This window comes from Planktothrix mougeotii LEGE 06226 (genome assembly GCF_015207485.1).
Classification (GTDB): domain Bacteria; phylum Cyanobacteriota; class Cyanobacteriia; order Cyanobacteriales; family Microcoleaceae; genus Planktothrix.
The window spans coordinates 118,292-139,279 of sequence record NZ_JADEWU010000005.1; the positions used below are offsets into that span (position 1 = coordinate 118,292).

The 20,988-nt window shown below is 39.1% G+C and carries 17 protein-coding genes; 6 read left to right on the forward strand and 11 right to left on the reverse strand.

What is annotated here, in order from left to right; all coding sequences use genetic code 11:
* The first annotated feature begins 19 nt into the window (after positions 1-19).
* Both IQ236_RS04035 and IQ236_RS04040 read left to right on the forward strand, forming a co-directional pair.
* Positions 20-604 (forward strand): hypothetical protein, encoded by a 585-nt coding sequence (locus tag IQ236_RS04035; protein WP_193868072.1) that lies wholly within the window; start codon positions 20-22, stop codon positions 602-604.
* A 108-nt stretch (positions 605-712) separates the two neighbouring features.
* Positions 713-1,837 (forward strand): three-Cys-motif partner protein TcmP, encoded by a 1,125-nt coding sequence (locus IQ236_RS04040; RefSeq protein WP_193868073.1) that lies wholly within the window; start codon positions 713-715, stop codon positions 1,835-1,837.
* On the opposite strand, the gene IQ236_RS04045 is transcribed toward IQ236_RS04040, so the two are convergent.
* Positions 1,800-2,588 (reverse strand): DUF5131 family protein, encoded by a 789-nt coding sequence (locus IQ236_RS04045; protein WP_193868074.1) that lies wholly within the window; start codon positions 2,586-2,588, stop codon positions 1,800-1,802. The genes IQ236_RS04040 and IQ236_RS04045 overlap by 38 nt on opposite strands.
* Before the next feature lie 398 nt (positions 2,589-2,986).
* Between IQ236_RS04045 and IQ236_RS04050 the strand changes: the two genes are divergently transcribed.
* Positions 2,987-4,597 carry a SpoIID/LytB domain-containing protein gene (locus tag IQ236_RS04050; RefSeq protein WP_193868075.1) on the forward strand — a complete coding sequence of 537 codons (1,611 nt, stop codon included), beginning with the start codon at positions 2,987-2,989 and terminating at the stop codon, positions 4,595-4,597.
* Positions 4,598-4,662: 65 nt separating this feature from the next.
* Here the strand turns inward: IQ236_RS04050 and IQ236_RS04055 are convergent, their stop codons facing one another.
* On the reverse strand, positions 4,663-4,959 hold the full coding sequence (locus IQ236_RS04055) for a ferredoxin (protein ID WP_072716820.1): 297 nt from the start codon (positions 4,957-4,959) through the stop codon (positions 4,663-4,665).
* A gap of 415 nt (positions 4,960-5,374) precedes the next feature.
* Positions 5,375-5,665 (reverse strand): ferredoxin, encoded by a 291-nt coding sequence (locus IQ236_RS04060; protein ID WP_072716819.1) that lies wholly within the window; start codon positions 5,663-5,665, stop codon positions 5,375-5,377.
* A gap of 338 nt (positions 5,666-6,003) precedes the next feature.
* On the opposite strand from IQ236_RS04060, the gene IQ236_RS04065 reads away from it, so the two are divergent.
* Both IQ236_RS04065 and IQ236_RS04070 read left to right on the forward strand, forming a co-directional pair.
* Positions 6,004-7,014 (forward strand): Gfo/Idh/MocA family protein, encoded by a 1,011-nt coding sequence (locus IQ236_RS04065; protein ID WP_193868076.1) that lies wholly within the window; start codon positions 6,004-6,006, stop codon positions 7,012-7,014.
* A 140-nt stretch (positions 7,015-7,154) separates the two neighbouring features.
* Positions 7,155-7,901, forward strand: coding sequence for an SH3 domain-containing protein (locus IQ236_RS04070; RefSeq protein ID WP_193868077.1), 747 nt, complete (start codon positions 7,155-7,157; stop codon positions 7,899-7,901).
* A gap of 42 nt (positions 7,902-7,943) precedes the next feature.
* On the opposite strand, the gene IQ236_RS04075 is transcribed toward IQ236_RS04070, so the two are convergent.
* The 8 genes from IQ236_RS04075 to IQ236_RS04110 form a co-directional block, all read right to left on the reverse strand.
* A complete protein-coding gene (locus tag IQ236_RS04075; protein WP_193868078.1) occupies positions 7,944-8,903 on the reverse strand; it encodes a hypothetical protein in 960 nt (319 codons plus the stop codon).
* Positions 8,903-9,997, reverse strand: coding sequence for an AAA family ATPase (locus IQ236_RS04080; protein WP_193868079.1), 1,095 nt, complete (start codon positions 9,995-9,997; stop codon positions 8,903-8,905). The genes IQ236_RS04075 and IQ236_RS04080 overlap by 1 nt, the downstream gene beginning before the upstream one ends.
* A gap of 11 nt (positions 9,998-10,008) precedes the next feature.
* Positions 10,009-11,190: a DUF262 domain-containing protein gene (locus IQ236_RS04085; RefSeq protein WP_193868080.1), complete on the reverse strand. Its 1,182-nt coding sequence runs from the start codon at positions 11,188-11,190 to the stop codon at positions 10,009-10,011.
* Positions 11,191-11,296: 106 nt separating this feature from the next.
* Positions 11,297-12,703, reverse strand: coding sequence for a ferredoxin:protochlorophyllide reductase (ATP-dependent) subunit N (locus tag IQ236_RS04090; RefSeq protein WP_193868081.1), 1,407 nt, complete (start codon positions 12,701-12,703; stop codon positions 11,297-11,299).
* Between the two features lie 120 nt (positions 12,704-12,823).
* The gene (locus tag IQ236_RS04095; RefSeq protein WP_193868082.1) at positions 12,824-14,326 is read right to left on the reverse strand and encodes a DUF5331 domain-containing protein; all 1,503 of its coding nucleotides are present in this window, start codon (positions 14,324-14,326) and stop codon (positions 12,824-12,826) included.
* A gap of 36 nt (positions 14,327-14,362) precedes the next feature.
* Positions 14,363-15,229, reverse strand: coding sequence for a ferredoxin:protochlorophyllide reductase (ATP-dependent) iron-sulfur ATP-binding protein (gene bchL / locus IQ236_RS04100; protein WP_072720732.1), 867 nt, complete (start codon positions 15,227-15,229; stop codon positions 14,363-14,365).
* A gap of 863 nt (positions 15,230-16,092) precedes the next feature.
* Positions 16,093-17,919, reverse strand: a complete 1,827-nt coding sequence (locus IQ236_RS04105) for a ShlB/FhaC/HecB family hemolysin secretion/activation protein (protein ID WP_193868083.1) — start codon at positions 17,917-17,919, stop codon at positions 16,093-16,095.
* A 212-nt stretch (positions 17,920-18,131) separates the two neighbouring features.
* Positions 18,132-18,965 carry a DUF928 domain-containing protein gene (locus IQ236_RS04110; protein WP_193868084.1) on the reverse strand — a complete coding sequence of 278 codons (834 nt, stop codon included), beginning with the start codon at positions 18,963-18,965 and terminating at the stop codon, positions 18,132-18,134.
* Between the two features lie 269 nt (positions 18,966-19,234).
* On the opposite strand from IQ236_RS04110, the gene IQ236_RS04115 reads away from it, so the two are divergent.
* Positions 19,235-20,926 carry a transglutaminase-like domain-containing protein gene (locus IQ236_RS04115; RefSeq protein WP_193868110.1) on the forward strand — a complete coding sequence of 564 codons (1,692 nt, stop codon included), beginning with the start codon at positions 19,235-19,237 and terminating at the stop codon, positions 20,924-20,926.
* Positions 20,927-20,988 lie beyond the last annotated feature (62 nt).

Consider the following 20,988-nt stretch of genomic DNA (forward strand, 5'->3'; position numbering starts at 1 on the left):
TGATCAGAGGAAATAGATCATGAAAATTAACCGATCTCATACTCAGATTAAAGGATTTGCGATCGCCACAGGTATTGCGTTGATTTCTCTGGGTTATTCCCATCCTTTATTGGCTCAGTCTAACCCAAATTCTCCCCAACCTATCCCTAATAATGGAAATAATTTTTATCCCCCTTGTCAGCAACTTATGGGGCAAAATCATCCCATGATGGGTCAAGGTTGGTGGGGCAATTCTCCAGGGGGAAAAGGTCAATATTCCCGTTCGATGTATGATCCGAGTCGTGTAGAAACAATTCAAGGGACAGTCACAGAAATACAAGGCGGAAATCGTGGAAATCGAATGCCTCATGGGATGTATTTACAGATTAAAACCAATACAGAAACCCTCGGACTTCATGTTGGCCCTATTTGGTATTTAGATCAACAAAACTTTCAAATTCAACCCAATGAAACCTTAGAAGTGACGGGAACACGAGTTAACTGGGGAGGACAACCCACGTTAATTGTCGGAGAGATTAAAAAAGGAAATCAAACCATACAATTACGGGATGCAAATGGTTATCCTCGATGGATGGGATGGCAACAACAAACCCCTAGTAATTAATCGTTAATAGGTTAATATTAAGTAAATCCGGTTCTCTTGATTTTCAATTGTCAAAGATTACCGGATTTTATTTTGTGTTAGAATTAGAAAAACGATGTTTCTCAACCTATGCCAGATCATTCTTTTTTTGAGCAGCAAAAAGAACAATCCTTAGTTAAAGCTGAAATTGTAGCTAAATATTTTTGGGAGTGGGCTGGAGTGATGATCCCCCAAGCCAAAAAATGGGGGACAAAAATTGCATATATTGATCTGTTTTGTGGGCCAGGCGTTTATGAAGATGGATCTAAATCTACTCCCATACTAATTTTAGAGAAGGCAATTAATGATGCAAATATGCAAGAGTTACTCGTAACAATATTTAATGATTGTGATGAAAAGAATACTAAATCTCTAAAAGCAGCTATAGATGCTCTACCTAATATTAACTTATTAAAAAATCAACCGACGATACAAAACATGACAGTAGGTAGAGAGTTTGAGGAATTTTTTCAGAAAAAAAAATTCATTCCGAGCCTATTCTTTATTGACCCTTGGGGATATAAAGGATTATCACAACAATTGATTGGATCGGTCATTAAAGATTGGGGTTGTGATTGTATATTCTTCTTTAATTATAACCGTATTAATCCTGGCTTAAGTAATCGAGCAGTTGAAAAAAACATGAACGATTTGTTTGGCAAAGAAAGAGCAGATGAGTTGCGATCGCAACTTCAAACAAAAAGTCCTCATGAAAGAGAACTAATGATTGTAGAATCAATTTCTCAAAGTTTAAAAACAATAGGGGGTGAGTATGTATTGCCATTTTGCTTTAAAGATGAGAAAGAAGCAAGAACAAGCCATTATCTAATTTTTGTATCGAAACATAAAAAAGGTTATTCAACTATGAAACGTATTATGGCTAAGGCGAGTTCCAGTACAGAACAAGGTGTACCTTCCTTTGAATATAATTCAGCTACAAGCTCACAACTTCTACTATTTCCTTCACGACCTCTTGACGATTTGGAAAATATGTTACTAGATGAATTTGCAGGTCAGACATTGACAATGAACGAAGTTTATGAACAGCATAATGTAGGAAAACGTTACATTGAGAGGAATTATAAAGATGCTCTTTTAAAACTAGAAGATCAAGGCAAGATTATAACAAAATCAGAAAAAAAACGAAGGAAAGGAACATTTGGAGATGAAGTCATCGTTACATTCCCACCAAAATCGGAAAATTCTCTGTTTTAGATTGACGAGTTGATGAAGCAGAATAACTTTGCCATTTCTTCTGATGTTCATACCAAGCTTCAGGCATTTCATCCCAAATTTTACCTTCTAATAACCGTCCTCCTGCTTTTGGTGTTCTCCCTCCGACTTGTTTAAAGAAAAATGCTACATTTTCGGCTTCACATTGTTGCTGAATATCTTTAGCCCATTCTAACTGCATAGGTCGATGTTTTACTCCTGATTCTCCCCCAACAATTACCCATTGAATTCCTTTTAAATTAAGTTCTAACGGCCCCAATAAGGGTTCACAAGATAGAAAACGAACAGATGCTGGAACTTTTCTTAAATAATCAATTCTATGAACATAGTTTTGATTTTCAACAGAGACTCCCATCCAAATATTATCTGACCATTCTAGTTGAGGAGCAATTTCTACTAATCGCTCATGCCGTTTAGTCAAAATTTGATAAATGTGATGAGGAGTTTTATGAATAACATCAAACACTTTTTGGAGAAATTCTACAGGAATATCTTCATGAAAAAGATCACTCATTGAGTTAACAAAAATTCGGCTAGGTTTCCGCCATTTTAAGGGTTCTTCTAATCGTTCTGGATGTAATGTTAAAGCAAATCCATTCTGAAAATTTTGAGTAAAACGTTTGGTAATTGCTTCTGCATAGCAATGGGTACATCCAGGGCTAACTTTGTTGCATCCGGTTGTCGGATTCCATGTTCTGTCTGTCCATTCTATCCCTGTATTTATACTTGCCATTTTCTGAATTGCCTCCTGAAAAGCAAACTCTAATTGATTCAGTATATCATAAAAATGACTTAAAAGTCAATTTTTTAATCTGTTAAAAACTTTCAAAATTATATAAAAATTAAATCGTATTATTATTTTATATTTATCAAAATATTGTTCTTTAGATAATGCTCTTTAAATTATAATAAAATTACTTAATTACTACTTTTGAGATAAATAAATTATAATTTTAAATAAAAAAATTCATATATAATCAAGAGTATTGAGTCTTTTCTTTGATCTTTAAAGAAAACATTAAGTGAACCATTATTGGCAAAATCCATTAATATTGATTGAATCTGAACAGGTGTCTTTGATCTTGAATGGTCGAAGAATAACTCGACCGACAACTAGAGCAACATATAGATATGGCTAAAATTATATTCTTTTTCCCAAGAAGGGTACTCAGTATATTGTCATTTTTGATCGTTTCCCCTATTCCCACCCTCGCCCAAGACCCAGACCCCCAAGCTCAAAACACTAACCCGACGTTAAAAATCGGTGTAGTGCAACACTTTGGGCAAAAACCCACCGATCAACTCATTCTCAAAGCACAACCGGGAGATCACTTAACCCTTGGGTTCCAAACACCCCAAGGAAACAAAGAATTGCATACGGAGACGGTGATCCTGAAAATCGGCGTTGAACCCCTCCCTGAACCTGAAGTCGAGGAAAGGGTGGTTTTGAGTACCCATCGCAGCTATGAAAATGCCGAAGAAGACGCTCAAAAATGGCGATCGCTGGGTTTAAAAGTAGAATTAGCTCAACCGGATCGTTGGCAAGTTTGGGCGAAACGTAGCGTTTATAGTACCCCTCTGCTGCGACGTTGGTTAATCGATAGTTTACAAGCCCAAGGTCATAAAATCCCCAGTTTGGAAACCCAAGTTCTCACCGAAAAACGTACCCCCTATTGGACAGCGGCAGGATATCGCTACAACCGTAATCAACTGGAGATTACAACCCCCCAGAATGTGATTCAAGTGAGTCAAAAACCGAATGATCCCCAACCTTTAGTTTATGGGGGAAGTTTGCAACTACAACCCGATGCTTATGGAACCTACACCCTGGTTAATAACGTGCCATTAGAGACCTATTTGCGGGGCGTCGTGCCTCATGAAATTGGAGCTTGGCCCCCGGATGCGTCTATCGAAGCTCAAGCGGTTTTAGCGCGAACCTATGCGTTACGAAATCTGCGACGATTTGAAGCAGATAATTATCATCTCTGTGCTAATACGGACTGTCAAGTGTATAAAGGATTAACGGAAGTTTATCCCAGTACGGATCAAGCGATTAATGTTACAAACGGTTTAGTTTTAACCTATAACAATCAATTGACGGATGCGGTTTATTTTTCTACCAGTGGGGGAGTTACGGCGAATTATAATGATATTTGGAATGGGGAACCGCGACCTTATTTACAAGGAATTATTGATGCTCCGAATAAAATTTGGGATTTATCTCAACAAAATTTAGCATCAGAACAAAATTTTCGACGGTTTATGAATTTGCAAAAGGGATTTAATGAAACCGGAGAATATGATTTTCGTTGGCGAGAAGAAACAACGTTAGAATCAATGGCAGCCCATTTGCGTCTTTACTTGAAACGCCGCAATTTGCCTAATTCTAATTTTAAGAATATTCAAAAGGTTGAGATTGTAGAGCGATCGCCAACGGGACGAGTTTTGAAAATGACGGTAACGACCGATCAAGGGGTGTTAGAAATTTCTAAAGATGAAATCCAAAGTGCTTTTTTACCCCCGATTAGTACGTTATTTTATATTGATCCCGTTTACAACCCCAACAAAACCTTAAAAGGCTATGTTTTTGTTGGGGGTGGTTATGGACATGGGGTGGGTATGAGTCAAACGGGCTCCTATCACTTGGCTAAATTGGGATGGTCAAGCGAGGAAATTTTAAACTTTTACTTCCCTGGAACCCAACTACAACCGTTTAATACTGCGATGCAGTTGGGACAATAACAAAAACTCCAAGTTCAACGTTGAAAGATATCAATAACGCTGAACTTGGAATCAAAAACTGATCATTAATATAAATCGTCTTCTTTGTGAGTTTCGATGACGCAATCAGAAGTGGGGTAAGCAACGCAGGTTAAAACATATCCTGCTTTGATTTGGTCATCATCTAAGAAAGACTGATCAGATTGGTCAACTGTACCTGATTCGATCTTACCTGCACAGGTTGAACAAGCACCCGCACGGCAAGAAGAAGGTAGTTCTAGCCCCTGTTCTTCTGCGGCTTCTAAAATGTACTCATCATCCGGGACTTCAATGGTTTGATCGCCTTCTGGAGTTTTCAGTGTGACTTTATAAACAGTAGCCATGTAGTGATCCTCTCATGAATTTCGATAAAATTTGAAAAATCTCTTAGGCTTCACCAAGGCGTTCACTCGCCTTTGTTGACATCACAGATTTTTTTCACCCTTTGATATTAAGAGAAAAAGTGAAAGATGTAAAACAGGATTAACCTAAATTGTGAATGGGATTTTTTATAATTTTTTATAATTATATCTTAATTGCTTATCGTTCACCTGTTGATGATTGACCCTAGAATTATCTCAGATCAAGGCTCTGAGAAAGGCATGAAGTTAGGTCAGTGGCAGTCCAAACTCTCAATTTTTCTTCCCTAGACCTTGACTTCAGCCTTTCAATTCATTGAAGTCCTTTGCCCATTAGGAGATCAAAGCTTAATGTTGAGTCAGATGGATCAACCTTAAACTCTGAACCCTAACCCAAGGATTACATTTCACCTTCTTGGTGAGTCAGGATCGTGCAATCAGAAGTCGGTTTAGCAACACAGGTTAAAACCCATCCTTCTTCAATTTGGTCATCATCTAAGAAAGACTGATCAGATTGATCAACTGTACCAGAGACAATCTTACCAGCACAGGTGGAGCAAGCGCCAGCACGACAAGAATAGGGCAGATCTATTCCTTCGTCTTCTGCAATATCTAAAATGATTTCATCTTCGGGGACTTGAATCTCGCGGTCGCCATCTGGAGTTTTCAGAGTAACTTTGTAAGTAGCCATGTAGTGATCCTCTCGTGAATTTCGACAAAACTATAAAAATCACTTATGCAAATCAAAAGCGTTAATTAGCCTTCGTTTGCATCGCCGATTTATTTTACCTCTCGATATTAGAAGAAAAAGTGAAGAATGTAAAACCTTGTTAAGCGACCTTTTGAAAGGGATTTATTATAAATTTTTCTAATTACATCTTGATTACTTATATCTAGTCTCTGTGTCCCAGGGAGAAGGGCAGGTGTAGAGAAATCAGGGGAGAATGGGACAGATGGGGTTTTAGTTGCTGGTTAAGTGGGTGTAGGGTATTAAGTCGGATGAATATTTGAGATCAGGAGTTGGTGATCATGAGTCAATCTTTAGATTTATCTTGGGGTAAGGTTTCTCAACCCCTACGAGTGGGTATTGTTGGGACAGGATATGCAGCGAAAATGCGAGCAACAGCTTTAAAAGCCGATGAGCGATCGCAACTTGTGGCCATTTCCGGTCATACCTCCGCTTCAACTATTGCTTTAAGTCAAGAATTTGATGTGACGGTATCGGCATCTTGGACAGATTTAGTCCAACGACCGGATATTGATTTAGTCATGATTTGTACGATTAATCGAGATCATGGCCAGATCGCTCGTTACGCCTTAGAACACGGTAAACACGTCGTTGTCGAATATCCCCTGAGTTTAGATCCCCAGGAAGCAGAATCTTTAATTACCCTCGCCCAAGAGAAAAATAAACTCCTCCATGTTGAACATATTGAACTTTTGGGGGGACTGCACAATGCCATCAAAGCGTCCCTAGCAGCTATTGGTCAAGTGTTTTATGTTCGCTATGTCACGTTTAACCCCCAACATCCAGCCTCTCGGAAATGGACATATCAACCGTCTTTATTTGGGTTTCCCCTGAGTGGAGCTTTATCCCGTTTGCATCGGTTTACGGATTTATTTGGAACCGTAGCCAGTGTTAACTGTCAAAATCAATATTGGGAGATTGAACCCGATCTCTACAAAGCTTGTTTATGTCATGCCCAGTTAACCTTTAATAATGGCATCCTGGGAGAATCGGTTTATGGTAAAGGGGAGGTTTTTTGGCAGTCGGAAAATACGTTTACCCTCTATGGAGAACAGGGAACGTTAATTTTTACTCCCGAAAAGGGCCAACTGATTCAAAACGATACCATTCAAACCCTTGAAGTTGCTTCTCGTCGGGGATTATTTGTTAAAGATACCCAAATGGTTTTAGATTGTCTCTACCAAGGAACTCCCCTTTATGTAACGCCAGAAGCCAGTTTATATAGTCTAAAAGTTGCTGAGGCGGCGCGACAGTCGAGTTTATCGGGGCAAAAATACAATCTAAATCCCTAGAAGATTTTCTCTGTTAGAAGCTGAAATTGATCAGGATATCCTAAAAAAACTGCATTAAAATCCGTAAACTCAGCTATTCTATCAGAGATATTCCTTAAGGATTATGCGATCGCTATTCGCTACAAACGAGGTTAACCGATATGTCCATTAAACCTAGTCAACTGATCATAGCAGGTGCGGTCGGGGTGATTGCTGGGGTAACAATTGCTGTGATGGCGGTTCAGTCTCCCTCCTCGAAATCGTCCCCAACCCCTCAAACCGAGTCTCCTCGACCCTCTGAACCCCCCATTACCTCGGTTCCCGCATCCGTTACCAACACCCCAACCCCATCAGATACTCCTCCTATCGCCGTCATTAAACCCCCTGTGGAGGGTTGCAAAATTAGTACGGCGGTTGTCAAAGATCCCGATGCACCGTTGAACGTTCGTTCAACACCGGAAGTAACAGAGGGTAATATTGTTGGTCAATTAAATAATAATACCTTTGTTTTTGTAATTGAAGAAAAAAACGGATGGTTTAAAATTAATAATCCTGTGAGTGGATGGATTGCCAAAAGTCGCACCGAGAGCAGTTGTTCTATTGTAGAAAAAAATATTGAATTTTTACCGGGTGGAAATGCAGCCTTAGTTCAGGGAAAAATTATTGGCGGCGGAAGTCACAATTATAAAATTACAGCGATCGCAGGTCAAACCTTAACGATTGAGAATTATAAATCTGTCTTCCCAATGGTAATGAGTCCTAATGGGGAATTATTAACAGATAATCTGGGTATTACACCCGATACAAAGGTGTTTTCTAATAAACTTCCCCTAACCGGAGAATATACGTTACAACTGGATTCTAATTATAAAGGGTTTGAATATGAGTTTTTAGTTAAAGTTGAGTAATTCTGATTCAATGTATTATTAAGTGCGATAGGATGACGCTATTTAGGTAGAATATTTTACTGTAGGAAGATGAACACCAACATAACCAATAATCACTTTTTCCGTTTTACGCTCTAGGAAAAAATGAATTCGCCAATTACATTGTTTCAGCTTAATATGTTGATCAAATAAACGTTCTTCCCCATCAGGACACAAAAAAGTTCGTTCTTTCCAATATTTATCAAGTGTTCGTTTACTTTCTCCAGAAACATCAAGAGAATATCCTTCTAAACTAAATTCTTTGCACCCTTGACTAATCCAAATTTCTGTATATTCTTCCAGTTGCTCTAAAGTTTTTAAAACCCATTTTAATTTAGCCTCTCCTGAACCAAGTATACGCAATTGTTTAGTACCTGTTTTACAAAATTGTAAATGTGAAAATAACTGATCTTTACGATTCCATAAATCATTGCCATCATATATTTCTCTTTGTGGATTTGGAGGTAAATAATGTCCCGGTATATTTTTAACTTGGTCAGCATTTATTAAATTATAAACCTCTATAATTTCTGAGGGATTTTCATCCAGCTTAAATAAGACATTGATCAATTCACTGGAGAAATCAGGTGCTTGCTGTAAACTAATCAAAATTCCTTGTAAGTATGCTGCACCAGCCAATGAACTTTCACAATAGTCTTCACCATTAAATTCGCATTCCCAATATAATAGTTCTTGATTTAAAATATCTAAGATAAAAGGCCCATCTGTAAATAATTTAATCAATAATAATGCTTGCACTTGATCATGATCATTAGATAATGATTTTTCATACACCCAGTCTTTTACTGTATAGTTTTCTGTAATTTTGCAATTTGAAAATAATTCATGTATATAAATAGAATCATTTCCTAAAATGGGTTTAATTGCCTTGATAACCTCTGCTAAAGCTTTCATCAGGGTGTCAGCATCATAAATATTTGTAGCTTGCCCAATAAAAGATAATTCGTTAATTAAGAAATTCATTACATTAATTGGATTAAATCTTTTTGAGTTTGATCAAAAAAACCAGCAGGCCATTTATTAATTCGACCATTTTTATCAATTTTTGGGGATATTATTTCTGTGATTAATTGTCCATCCTCGTCTATCCGTTGAAAGTAGTTTAATTGAACATCTTCAGGTTTAATTTTACCATCATGAACCGCAAGACGAATTCCATTTAACACATGATCACTATGGGTTTCTACAACAACTTGAACTCCACAACTTGCTGCAAGTGCTAACAGTTGACCCATTTTGGATTGTCCTTTAGGATGAAGATGGGCTTCTGGGTTTTCTATTAAAATGAGTGTTCCTGGTTTAGAGGATAATACAGCAACTATAATAGGCAACACATAACTAATCCCAAAACCTACATTAGTCGCACGATATAAATTACTTAGTCCATAAGAGTATTCTAAACTTACTAAATCTAGTTGTGGATTATCATTAATTGTAATACGTGTTCCGGGGCTAATTTCTCCCATCCAGGCTTCAACTTGAAATCCTAGTTTTAATGATTCTGCTGACGGGTGACTAAGTTCACTATTAGGAATAATTTTATCGCGATATAGTGCCAGGAAATGTGCTGTATATTCACCGCTAGTTCCGATTTGATTGTGCATCCGTACCTGAAAATCCGACTTTTTTAAATAAATACGAGGGCCAATTCGTTCAGCTTGTAGATAGTGGAAATTGTCCCCAAACAGATTTGATTGATAAATTTCAGAATTCACTTCAGGTGAAGTTAAATCGAGAACATCTGCCTCTTCATCATAATTAAAATACCACGTTCCTTGTAGTTTATTATTCCAAGTAATTGTAAAACCAATTGCATCTTCTTCTGCATCCTCGAATAAAGCATCTTTTGCTGTTCCAACACACACTAAATCACCATTCAATGCTAATCCTGTTTCTGGTAACAAATCCTGTTGATAAGATTGGCGTAGTAATAGTAATGATTGCAATAACGAAGATTTTCCTGAACTATTCAAACCAGAAAGCAGAGTCAATGCTCCTAAACTAATCAATTGATCAGCAAAACATTTAAAATTTTTAAGATGAATTGAACTCATCATACTAGCTGAACTCATGATGCTAACACCTCTTGAATAATCCTTTCTACTGTACTAAATCTCAAAGATACTTTTTCACCCGCTTGAGAAATAGATTTTAAAAAGTCCTTATCATTATCAACTAAATAACTAAATTTTTGTTTTAACTCCTCTTTTCTTTTTTTAAGAATGTGTAATTCGGTATCATCAAGTTTACTCAGATTTACAGACCAGGCTTCAAACAAGGCTTCATTAACAGGATATCTTCTTCCATTTTGATTTGAAATTTTTCTAAATGCAGTATCCCCAAAAATATCGTATGCTGCTATCATTGAACGCTTAAAACTATCTACAATTTCTTTTAATTTATCTTCAGATAAAGATTGATTAATTTCCTCCATTGTTTTATGAAAAAAATCATCTCTACTTTTAGATTGATAGTAATCTTGATAATTATTAATTTTAAAAGCTAAAAATCCTAACACAAACTCCTGATCTATCATTCTCTTTTTTTTTCGAGATTTGTCAAGATTGGTAACTTTTTTAAATTCTTTCATGTTAGCTAATTTAGATAAAATTTTTGTAGCTTTTCCTTGGTTTAATGCGTTGCGAGTTTCTTGAGGGGAAAGAGGTACTCCTCCTGTATTGATACGTCTAAATATATTATATTTTACAGATGGAGGGGTACCTTCTTCAACAACATAAATTGTTAGTTGAGTCTCAAGTAAGCGACGTTGATACTTACGAGGTAGTTCATCGTAAGTTTTTTCTTGAATATCAGTTAGATAATCTAATTCATCAGTTAACTTTAGTTCTTTATTTAAAATAAACTTTTTTAGTGCTGTTAATCGCTGTCGTCCATCAATAACTACCCATCGATCATCATCAGTCGCATCCATATAAAACGAAGGTAAGGGAATACGCAGAAGAATAGACTCTATTAACTTACTCTGAGCTTTATCCGTCCAAATATCTGAACGCTGAAAAGAAGGTGCAAGATCAATCTCTCCATGATTAATCCTTGAAAGCACTAAATCAATCGTCATTTGTCGAGTATCAACTCTAATTTTAGTTGGATCAAATGGTTCATTAATTCCTTCATCATCTGCTTCAATTATATTGTCATCATCAAAATCTTCTAAATCCATATCTGTCTGATACTCAATACCATCCTTTTCAATTTTTAATTCTAATTGCTCATTTTGCGAATTTATCATAATTGATCTATTTTTTTAAGGATATGAATATTTTTATTATAAACAACAAAGAGGGCGATCGCATTCGATCACCCTTTTTATTATACTAATCCATTGTCTAAAGCAATTAAACCTTCGCGTCTTCCTTCACTAACTTATCCCAACCTAAATCCTTGAGACTGTTATTCCGACGTAACGGACGAGTGACTAACTCCAGAATATCCCGTGCATTCGTGAACCCGTGAGTTTGAGCAAAGGTAAACTCCACTGACCATTTCGTATTAATTCCCCGTGCTTCTAAGGGGTTGGCGTGAGCCATTCCGGTAATCACTAAATCCGGTTTTAAATCATAAATTCGTTGAATTTGATTGTAATTATCCGGTTTTTCTACAATTTTCGGCAGAGGAACGCCCATCTCCTGACAGGTTTTTTCTAATAGTTTTAACTCCGCTTCTTGATAGCGTTTATCCATGTAAGGAATCCCAATTTCTGGGCAGGTCATCCCGCAACGAATTAAAAATCTTGCTAAGGAAACCTCTAATAAATTATCCCCCATGAAAAACACCGATTTTCCTCGGATTAACTGGATATAATCTTCTAACCCTGCCCAAATTTGCGCTTCTCGTTCCTCTAAACCTTTGGGTTGAATATTAAAAACAGAACAAATTTTTTCAATCCAAGCACGGGTTCCATCGGGGCCAATGGGGAACGGTGCACCAATTAATTTACACTTACGACGCCGCATTAAAGTGGTAGCTGTCCGAGATAAAAATGGGTTCACTCCAGCGACATAATACCCTTCTTCTAATACAGGTAATTCTGTATAACGTTTTGCGGGTAACCACCCCGAAACTTTAATCCCTTGCTTCTTCAATTCTAAGGTTAAATTGGTAACAACGGGATCAGGTAAAGACCCAAATAAAACTAATGGAGGATGGTCAGCATATTCCGATTCTTCCTGAACTACATCTTCTTGTTTTCTGCCAAAATGCAATAACTTTTGAATGGCATTCCGTTCATGTTTTTCTGTTTCTGCCACTGGAGCTTTATCAGGACAACGGACTGCCATTGCGGCTAATACCGTATCTTCCCCTTGAGTAAAAGCATAATCTAAGCCATTAGCCCGTGCAACCACAATCGGAATTCCCAGTTCTGCTTCTAATTTCGGTGCTAATCCTTCCAAATCCATTTTAATAATTTCAGTGGTGCAAGTGCCGATCCAAACAATTACACTGGGATTGCGATCGCGTTTAATTTGTAAACACAACCGCTTTAATTCATCATAATCATTGAGTTTAGCAGAAATATCCCCTTCTTCTAATTCCGCCATGGCATAACGGGGTTCTGCAAAAATCATCACCCCCATTGCATTTTGTAGGAAATAGCCACAGGTTTTTGTGCCAATTACCAAAAAGAAACTATCTTCAATTTTTTGGTATAACCAAGCGACACAACTAATCGGACAAAAGGTGTGATAATTTCCAGTTTCACACTCAAAGGTTAACCCTTCCGGTTGTGGTTGAGCAACGGTCATAATTTTTTCCTCTTAATCGAATGTTAGTGAATCAAAATTTGACAAGACTATCCATGACTTAAAATCCTGCGGATTCAAAGTCTAATCTCGATTAAGAATTAGGGAAACTAAACCGGGAAATTATTTAAAATCCGACAGGGAAATTTCGTCATCATCTGAAGAACCGGTTAATCCGTCGATATCAATATCGTCCATATCTCCAGTTGTTAAATCACCCATATCGTCGAGATTAAAATCCCCTAAATCATCGGATGAAAAATCATCATCCCCTAATCCTAAATCGTCTAAATTATCTCCGGTATCGAGATCCAGGCCATCGGAAGCGTTATCTTCCCCCAATCCTAAATCACCGAGATCATCATCCAGACTTGAATCTGTATCTTCTAATTCCAACCCTCCTAAATCATCAGAACCAAGGTCGTCAGCTTCTAGGCTGATTTCTCCATCTAAGTCATCTGCGGCTAAAACTTCCGACTCTAAGCTGAGATCGTCCATTCCATCTGAACCCAGATCATCGGAGGATTCCAAACCAAAATCGATATCATCGCTTATCTCCGTGTCTTCACCCAGTTCCGTATTAACGTTGTCGTCCCAGACATCAGATTCGGTATCAATGTCTAATTCAGCCGATTCCGTTTGCGAATCTAAGCTCAAATCGAAATCATCAGCACCCATCTCATCGGAATCTAAACCCATGTCCAGGTCATCAGCACCCATCTCATCGGAATCTAAACCCATGTCTAGGTCATCAGCGCCCATCTCATCGGAATCTAAACCCATGTCTAGGTCATCAGCGCCCATCTCATCGGAATCTAAGCCCATGTCCAGGTCATCAGCACCCATCTCATCGGAATCTAAGCCCATGTCTAGGTCATCAGCACCCATCTCATCGGAATCTAAGCCCATGTCTAGGTCATCAGCACCTAGGGCTTCTGATTCATCCTCCAACCCTAGATCAAAGTCTTCCTCGGCTACGCTAGCCGTCTCTGTGTCGATATCTAAATCCAGATCCCCATCGACATCAGTGTCCTCCATTGCCTCTGCATCCAGATCATCCATTCCGAAATCATCATCCATGCCGGAATCATCTAGGCCCATCTCATCAATGGTGATTTCTTCTTCGGTCTCAAGCTCGAGTTCATCGGAGTCATCCAGGGTATCGGCAATCACCGCAGCCCCTCCAACAACAGCGGCAGCACTGGCAACGGCCACGGCAGCACCCGCTATATTGGGTTGTTCTACCAGAGTCACTTCCTCCTCTAAATTCAGTGTCTCTGGAGGGGCCGGAGGAACCGGAGTTGGCGTTGGAACAACTACCGTTGCAGATTCTCCTGGGGTAGGCCTAATGCCCAACGCTATATCGGGATCAAAATTCAGCCCTAAAACATCAATCAGTTTTTCAGGATCTGGATTGAGTTTAGAAAAGGGCAACATGAGTTGGGCTGCCTCTGGGTCAAGCGCGTTGATCGTTCCCAAAATGAGGGAGGAGGCGGGTCTTCGACCCCCATCGGGGGTCGGTATTGAATTCAAATCCATTTGCAGTACCAGCCACTCTCGATTGGCTTGGTAATATTGCAACCACTTATCTTTAAGCGCGGTGGTAAAGTCTTTGAAGAAAGCCATAACCTCTATATCCTCATCCTGAGATAGCTAGACATATTAAACCATCATCAGGTCTAGCTCATCTTCCTGACTTTGAACAAGGGGTTGAGTCGGATTTAGATAAAAATCTGATAACAAGGTGAATAAATCCCGATCTGGCGCGTCTTGAGGAACTACTCCTTCGGGTTGTGACAGCAGTTGATCGGCAATATTCAGATAATAATCACAAACGTAGTTGAGGGATGGATCACTTTCGGCCATCTCAAATAAGGTTTTTCCTTTCACGCGGGACACCCGAATGTCCTCGATTAAGGGTAATACCTCTAAAACAGGCATGGGAACAGATTCAATATATTTTTCAATCAGATCCCGTTTAGAGGTGCGATTTCCGATTAATCCTGCTAATCGTAAAGGGTGGGTACGGGATTTTTCCCGGACTGAGGCGGCGATGCGGTTGGCTGCAAATAGGGCATCAAAGCCATTATCGGTGACAATGACGCAATAGTCGGCATAGTTGAGGGGGGCAGCAAACCCACCACAAACCACGTCCCCTAAAACGTCAAACAGAATCACATCGTATTCGTCAAAGGCGTTGAGTTCTTTGAGGAGTTTGACGGTTTCTCCCACAACGTAACCGCCACATCCTGCACCTGCTGGAGGGCCACCTGCTTCGACGCAATCGACACCCCCATAGCCTTTATAGATCACGTCTTCTGGCCAAATATCTTCGTAATGAAAGTCTTTTTCCTGCAAGGTATCAATAATCGTGGGAATTAAAAATCCTGTGAGGGTAAAGGTGCTGTCGTGTTTGGGATCGCAGCCAATTTGCAGGACTTTTTTACCTCGTTTGGCTAAAGCGGCTGAGATATTACAGCTTGTGGTTGATTTACCAATTCCGCCTTTACCGTAGACTGCTAATTTCACGCTGGCTTCTCCTTAATCGGTTTTTATTAAAAACTGTTGACGGTTGACTGCTGGAGCAGTGGGTTTTCTGGTTCGATACAGCCATTATTGGCATAACTACCCCAGAAAATAAAGGGGCAAGTTTAATGGATTGAGCTATAAAATCAAGCTTTATCGTTTATTAAAAAATTATTTTAATTTAATCAACTCAGAATCAGGTTCAAGCGTTATTTTAAATAAATTATTTATTTTATATTATTTTTTTTATAAAAATAGTTACAATAAGCAAAAAAATAAAATACAAGTGTCTGCAACGTTAAAAAAGTTACCCCCACTGATCACCCCTGAGTCAAGAGGATTAGGAGTCTTGACCAATAGTTTCCTTGGGTAAAATTTTGATGAATATTAAATCTTTCCGGTGTAATTGAGGAATTTTTTCAAAAAATAACTAAGCAATTGTACTGATTATTTTCAGGAAAAACCTTTAAAAATCTCAGGATCAAAACCAACGGAGTTAAATGTTAATTTTTGCAAAATTCTCTCAATCACAGTCAAAAGTGAAAAGTGAAAAGTGAAAAGTGGAACGGGCGTCCCGCCCGTCAAAAGTCTTCAAAAGTCAGAAGTTGCTGGAAAACAGGCAAGATGCCTGTTCCACGGTGAGATGAGCGATCGCCAATCAGTAAAAATTAAAATCAAGACTGATAATGCTGATAGCCATGAAGATTTTAGAAGACTATATGATTGTTACCCGTCAGTCATGATAACGGAACCTTTATCGCTTACGTTCCAGCAATTTTGGGTTATCATGCTTGTTATCTGCATTTTAACTGATAACTGATAATGCGGATACTTGATAACTGATAATGCGGATACTTGATAACTGATTAAGGGGTATAAGTGACACCAAAATAAATCCCATCATCTTGAAGATTATTGCCTCGATCATCAATACCAATGAGGGGAAGCCCATAATCAACACGGAGATTTAACCCGGAAACCGGTTGCCAAATTACGCCTAATCCTGCACCTGCTAAAAAAGTTTTACCAATAATGCGGTTAGGATTTCTGTCATTGTTCCAAACTCCACCAAAATCAATAAAGGGAGCTAGTTGAAATACAGGTTCAGAGTCTTGATTTCGATCTAGGGTAATGCGATCTTCGAGGGAAATCCGAAAGCCATTATCCCCAGCCCGGACGTTTTGACGATATCCTCTCAAAGATAGTGCTCCTCCAATCACAAATTGTTGGGAAGGAAATAACGGATCAGCCGATAGTTGAATATCTCCTTGAGCAATTAATAGATTATCTTCCCCTAATCGTTGTACCCGTTGGACTTGACCCAACCAACTGAAAAAGGAAGCATTCGGTGTACTGACATCCGTAGCGCCGAGAATATCTAAACCCAGGTTAAATTGCGATCGCAAGGCCCAAGCTCCTTCCGGATCACGAATTACATAATCCTGTCCAAACTTCAAAACACTGGTGCGCGTATACCCGTTACTATCTGGCCCGGATGCAAAAGGTTCTCCGTTATTATCTAAAAGGGTTTGACTATCTTGATAGGCAAAGCCAAAGGATAACGCAAATTCGGTGATAGGGTTACGAATAATCGGCTGACGATAACTAATTTCATAACGTTGAGATTTTCCTTCAATATTCAACGCATCAAAGGGATCTTGAATAATGCGGTTTTGGTAAGGTTGGACTCGCAATTGTATCGTTCCGTTCATGGGGTTGATGGGAATACTATACAAAGCGTCGATAATATCCGACTCCCCATCCGCAATTAAGCGAGTCGTATTGTAGGACAGTCCCAGAAAGTCTCCCCGACCCGTGAGGTTAAGATGACGCACACTAATCCCCATACGTTCAGAACCAATACTGGGGGGGGAATAGTTATCAATATTCAGACTCACCCCGAAAGGCGGTGCTTCCACAACTCGAACAATTAGAATACTCTGGCCTTCTTGGGTTCCCGCTCTTAAACTAGCTTCTACGCTTTCAAATAAGGGATTAATCCGTAACAGTCGCAATTGATCTTCTAAGGAGGCGGTACTCAGGGGTTTTTCCGCACCTAAACGAATGCGACTGGTGATATAGGACGGATGGAGGCGTTTGATTCCTTCAACTTCAATATTTTCTAAGGTTCCTTCAATCACCTGAATCTCAACAATGCCATTGTTAATGGTTTGTTCAGGAACAATAGCCCTAGAGGTAATGTAACCTCGTTCTAAATAAATCGCTGTAATTTTATCGGCGAGTTCCCGCAGTTCCGTCAGAGTCACAGAACGATTTTCTAGGGGGGTAACTAAGGTTTGAAGTTCCTCTGAAGTGAGAATTGTGCTACCTGTAACGTTAATTTTTTGAACGGGAATGGGGGTTTCATCTGTGGGTGGGTTCGGCGTTGGGCTAGGAGTGGGAGTGGGTTGTAACTCTGGGTTATTGGGGGGTTCCGGTTTAGGCGGAATAGGAGGTCGTGGTAAAAATCGATCTTTGTTGGGATCGGGTTGGGGAACTTGGGGCGGAATATTAATTGATCCGCCTTGGGCCAAAGTCGGACAATTTTGGCGATCGCACAACTCCCCAGTCGCAGCAAAGGAACGAGTTTGAGAAAGACCTTGACGAGAAAATAGGGATAAAACCAGCAATAGGGTACTGGTTAAAATCACTCCACACTGACGAAAATGAATCAGATTTTCACTCCTACCCATAAAATGCCTACTTTTGGTGAACGATGGGGTTGGTGGCTAACTAGGTTAAGTTTAGTTTAGAGGAGCAAAGAGGCAAAAGTGAATAGGAGTAAAACTTAATACGGTCGAGATTAATGCAGACAACCCCCAAAAAATCGGGTTTCTGAAAAAAATATCTTGATTTTTCTCTCTAAAATTAGAGTCAAAAACTCGGTTTTTAAAGAGGGGCTGAATTAATTAATTTGAATTTTTAAAATAGGCGCATCAAGAATTGTCTGAGCTTTATTTTTTTCATTTTGAGTTTCTTTTAAAGCTGGATCAAAACCAATAGATTGTAAGAGTTGATTCCATTGATTTTTAATCGCTACATCTCTGGATTGTTCCAATCGTAAGGTAGCTAAAGTTGCCATTGTTTCATACCAAAGCCCCTGTTGAACATAGATTTTAAGCTTTTCTAAGGGATCTTGAGTTTGTTCTAATTGACGTTTTTGCTCATTCGTTAAAGTGGCTGAATTAATCCATCCACTTACAAGAATATCTTTTGAAGAATCACTGACATCGCATTTAATCGTCAGATACCAGCGATAATTTTTATTGTCTTCTAAAGTAATAAATTTAGAGTTAGGAGACCATTGAATTCCCACAATTCCAGGGCGATCAATATTGAGGGAAAAGGTGGTTTTATAGAGGGTTTTATCGGTTTCATCAGTAATTTCAAATTCAGTTACCTTTTGATCGAGTGTCCCTGGAATATAAAGAAAAAAGGCAGGTTGCTTCGACGCTGTGCGCCCCATTGTAGACTCTGGAATTAAGGCAGTCACTGGACTGGGACAATCTCCACCCCGAGTTCCACCCCCTTCCCGACGCCCCGGTACACCCCGTTGGGGTGGGGTAAAGGCATTCCAATTCGTAAAGGGTGAATGACCCGTGGGCGAGGAGGGTTCAGAGTTCTGAGCCCTGTCCCCCTGTCGGCGAGTGATTCCCTGCTGTCCATCTCCCTCAATAGGAGGTAAAGATGCTGAATGGGCGATAGGTACAATTAAACTATTGCCCAAAATGATTGGCAACAGTAACGTTAGTCCAAGTGTTGCACGGTGGAGGAAAAACATTGGCCTAGCCATAATCAATGAAGCTCACCGATTAGCAGAGTAGCATTTCTTGACAGAACTATTGTATCCAATGTTCCTGCGAAAGTTGTCAAAATCTGTGCTTAATCTTAAATGTTTGAGGTGAAATCGGATTTGAGGAAAGGCTTGGTTTTGTTTCCGATGGTTAATCTGAAGTTTGACCTCATACACGCACTGAAGATCGCTATTTTATCACCATGACAATTTCTATGAATCTTAACTCACCAACTTTGGGGTACAATACGGGTTTTAAACCCCGAACAATTCGACCGATGGGGGTTTCTGCTTTATATGGGTTAATTGGGGTAGAAAATTCCTTATTTGCCGTTGATACCTTACGGGGATTTTTACTTAAAATTGACCCCAAAACCGATAATGCAACGGTGGTTAATCCTGATTTAACGTTAGCATTTAGAGATGTTACAGGTTTAGCTTTTTGGGATAATACGTTGTGGTTTACTCGCGGTCGAGAAGTTTATTATGCTCCCCAGGTGATTGCAGGGAATTCTATTGTTAATCTTGAGCCTAAATTGTTTTTGGAATTACCTGATGCTGTCACCGGAATTGCGGTTTGGGAATCTACCCTTTATTTAGCTTGTGATCGACTAGCTTCTATTTTAGTTTATAATCGCAATACCCGAAAGGAAATTACACGCTTTCATTCCCCAGGAATTGGAGTAGAAAATATCACGATTAAAAATGAGGAATTATGGGTTTGTGATCGAGAAGAACAAACGGTATATTGTTTAGAACGGGGAACGGGAGAAACGCGATTTAGTGTATTAACGCCCTTTGAATCTCCCACAGGATTAACCTTTTATACTGATCCTGAAACGGGTGAGGAAGTTCTTTATGTTGCCTATGCTGGGGATGAGCTTTATATTCGAGATAATCCCAGTTCCTATGAACAATTTGAATTAGCAAGACGCGATCGAACGTTTATTCATCCCTTATCTTTCTATTATAATGAATCTGAGCATTATGCCACATCTAATGGCTATTTGATCGAGATGTCTTATGTAGAAGAGTTAGAACCGTTAGATGCGGTTTATATTGAAGATTTGGAATGGCGAATTGCCTTACCGTCTAATACGAAACGGCAAAAAGTTGTGGAAGTGTCTTATATTGGGATTCCCTTTAGGGAAGAAATTGAAGAGGGGGAAAAAGTCGCGGTTTTCAGATTTAATCCGTTAACTTCAACAGAACGTTTAATTTTTGGTTGGAAAGCTGTGTTGGAAGTTAGAAGTATTAAATATCAAATTAATCCTCGTCAGGTGGAAAATATTCCGCCTCTGTCACCGGATTTCCCCAAAAAATATTTAGTCGATGATGATCATTTAGCCATGAATACGGCTATTGTTCAAGAAGCCGCCCAAGCTGCAATTCGCCATGAAACAAATTTTTTACGGCAACTTTTAAGTATTCGCAATTATGTTTATGATCAGTTATCCTATAGTCTGACTTCTAAGATTGAAAATCCTGATGTGGTTTTGAAACGAGGGGTGGGTTCCTGTGGGGAATATGTGGGGGTTTTATTAGCTTTAGCCCGATTAAATGGCATTGCTTGTCGCACCATTGGACGGTATAAATGTCCGCAATTTGCTGACCGTCGAGGGGTGTCTTTAGAACCGGAATATAATCACGTTTGGTTGGAATTTTATATTCCGGGTTTCGGTTGGGTTCCCATGGAATCTAACCCTGATGATATTCAAGAAGGAGGGCCCTATCCTTTGCGGTTTTTTATGGGATTAGCTTGGTATCATATTGAAATTGGCAAAGGAATCCGCTTTCAACGATTAACAAATCAAGGCGTTGATGTTGACCGAGAAAAAGTCTCTGTGGGAACCTTAGCCATTAATCATGTTCGGTTTACCATTTTAGATGAGTTACCTGCGGTTTAAACGGTAAAAACTCGGTTTCTGCTATAATCTTGTTGCTGAAAATTAAGCTTTTGATAGAAACT

Bases quoted from the DNA above. Each gene is read 5' to 3' on its own strand.
- IQ236_RS04075 (WP_193868078.1), bottom strand. From the start codon at position 8,903: ATGAATTTCTTAATTAACGAATTATCTTTTATTGGGCAAGCTACAAAT.
- IQ236_RS04090 (WP_193868081.1), bottom strand. From the start codon at position 12,703: ATGACCGTTGCTCAACCACAACCGGAAGGGTTAACCTTTGAGTGTGAA.
- IQ236_RS04105 (WP_193868083.1), bottom strand. From the start codon at position 17,919: ATGGGTAGGAGTGAAAATCTGATTCATTTTCGTCAGTGTGGAGTGATT.
- IQ236_RS04060 (WP_072716819.1), bottom strand. From the start codon at position 5,665: ATGGCTACTTACAAAGTTACTCTGAAAACTCCAGATGGCGACCGCGAG.
- IQ236_RS04035 (WP_193868072.1), top strand. From the start codon at position 20: ATGAAAATTAACCGATCTCATACTCAGATTAAAGGATTTGCGATCGCC.
- IQ236_RS04095 (WP_193868082.1), bottom strand. From the start codon at position 14,326: ATGGCTTTCTTCAAAGACTTTACCACCGCGCTTAAAGATAAGTGGTTG.
- IQ236_RS04045 (WP_193868074.1), bottom strand. From the start codon at position 2,588: ATGGCAAGTATAAATACAGGGATAGAATGGACAGACAGAACATGGAAT.
- IQ236_RS04055 (WP_072716820.1), bottom strand. From the start codon at position 4,959: ATGGCTACTGTTTATAAAGTCACACTGAAAACTCCAGAAGGCGATCAA.
- IQ236_RS04085 (WP_193868080.1), bottom strand. From the start codon at position 11,190: ATGATAAATTCGCAAAATGAGCAATTAGAATTAAAAATTGAAAAGGAT.
- IQ236_RS04070 (WP_193868077.1), top strand. From the start codon at position 7,155: ATGTCCATTAAACCTAGTCAACTGATCATAGCAGGTGCGGTCGGGGTG.
- IQ236_RS04065 (WP_193868076.1), top strand. From the start codon at position 6,004: ATGAGTCAATCTTTAGATTTATCTTGGGGTAAGGTTTCTCAACCCCTA.
- IQ236_RS04040 (WP_193868073.1), top strand. From the start codon at position 713: ATGCCAGATCATTCTTTTTTTGAGCAGCAAAAAGAACAATCCTTAGTT.
- IQ236_RS04080 (WP_193868079.1), bottom strand. From the start codon at position 9,997: ATGATGAGTTCAATTCATCTTAAAAATTTTAAATGTTTTGCTGATCAA.
- IQ236_RS04050 (WP_193868075.1), top strand. From the start codon at position 2,987: ATGGCTAAAATTATATTCTTTTTCCCAAGAAGGGTACTCAGTATATTG.
- IQ236_RS04115 (WP_193868110.1), top strand. From the start codon at position 19,235: ATGAATCTTAACTCACCAACTTTGGGGTACAATACGGGTTTTAAACCC.